The sequence below is a fragment of the Rhizobacter sp. P2_H2 genome (genome assembly GCF_056403375.1).
In genome coordinates, this window is the sequence record NZ_JBFUFP010001275.1 from 1 (window position 1) to 1,392 (window position 1,392).

The 1,392-nt window shown below is 69.0% G+C and carries 2 protein-coding genes; one reads left to right on the top strand and one right to left on the bottom strand.

Annotation, left to right across the window (positions count from 1 at the left end; translation table 11 throughout):
- A partial coding sequence (locus AC1D15_RS32290) for a hypothetical protein (RefSeq protein ID WP_477829271.1) occupies positions 1-363 on the bottom strand: 363 nt, incomplete at its 3' end.
- A 98-nt stretch (positions 364-461) separates the two neighbouring features.
- On the opposite strand from AC1D15_RS32290, the gene map reads away from it, so the two are divergent.
- Positions 462-1,298 carry a type I methionyl aminopeptidase gene (gene map / locus AC1D15_RS32295; protein ID WP_047513551.1) on the top strand — a complete coding sequence of 279 codons (837 nt, stop codon included), beginning with the start codon at positions 462-464 and terminating at the stop codon, positions 1,296-1,298.
- The last annotated feature ends 94 nt before the right edge of the window (positions 1,299-1,392 follow it).

Consider the following 1,392-nt stretch of genomic DNA (forward strand, 5'->3'; position numbering starts at 1 on the left):
TTTCAGCACCAGGCGGTATTCCGTCACGCGCTCGACGCGCCGGATCGCGAGCCCGCAGTTGTGGGCGATGTCGGTGGCCTTGCTGGCCCACGGCGAGACGGTGCCCAGGCGCGGCGCCACCAGCACCAGCGCACCGTCGGCCGGGCCGGCATAGGCGTCGCCGTAGGTCAGCAGCGCAGCGAGCTTGTCGTGGGCGTCGCGCGGCAGCGGCTGGTCGCTCCACACCCAGTGGACGTGCCGAGCGTGCACGGCGGTGATGCGCGGGCTGATCGCCTGCAGCCGCGGCAGCAGGGCCTGGGCGCGGAAGGCGGACAAGGCGTTGCCGCCCTCGAAGTGCAGCAGATGCTTGGGTGTGGACGTCACGTTGGGGGCCAGCTTCGGGTTCTGGAGACCGGGTCGTGTTCAGGGACTGCCGGTGGAAACCCGGGATTTTACGGGGGTCGGTGCAATAATTCCGCCCCATGACGATCACGATCAAAACCGCCGAGGATGTCGCAGGCATGCGGATCGCCGGCCGGCTGGCCTCCGAAGTGCTGGACATGCTCACGCCGCACGTGAAGCCGGGCATCACCACCGAGCAGCTCGACAAGCTGGCGCACGACCACATCGTGGACGTCCAGCAAGGCATTCCGGCCCCGCTGAACTACGCGCCGCCGGGCTACACGCCCTACCCCAAATCGATCTGCACCTCGATCAACCACCAGGTCTGCCACGGCATCCCGAACGACCGGCCGCTGAAGGCGGGCGACATCGTCAACATCGACGTGACCGTCATCAAGGATGGCTGGCACGGCGACACCAGCCGGATGTTCGTCGTCGGCCACGGCTCGATCGCCGCGAACCGGCTGTGCCAGATGACCTACGACGCCATGTGGAAGGGCATCGTGAAGGTGAAGCCGGGCATCCACTTGGGCGATATCGGCCACTCGATCCAGACCTTCGCCGAGAACGCCGGCTTCTCGATCGTGCGCGAGTTCTGCGGGCACGGCATCGGCCGCAAGTTCCACGAAGAGCCGCAGGTGCTGCACTACGGCCGCCCCGGCACGCTCGAGGAGCTGGTGCCCGGCATGGTGTTCACGATCGAGCCGATGATCAATGCCGGCCGGCGCGACATCCGCGAGGCCGGCGACGGCTGGACCATCGTCACGAAAGACCGCTCGCTGTCGGCCCAGTGGGAGCACACCGTGCTCGTCACCGAGACCGGCTACGAGGTGCTGACGCTGTCGGCGGGCAGCCCGCCACCGCCGGCCTTCGTGACGGCCGCGGCCGCAGCCCCGTCCGCGACCACCACCGCCTGACGGTGGCCTCGATGGCGATGACGGTGGACACACCGGCGCCCGCTGCCGCGCGCAGCCTGGCGGAGCAGCGCAGCCGCTTCCGCGAGGGCAAGGC

Bases quoted from the DNA above. Each gene is read 5' to 3' on its own strand.
- map (WP_047513551.1), top strand. From the start codon at position 462: ATGACGATCACGATCAAAACCGCCGAGGATGTCGCAGGCATGCGGATC.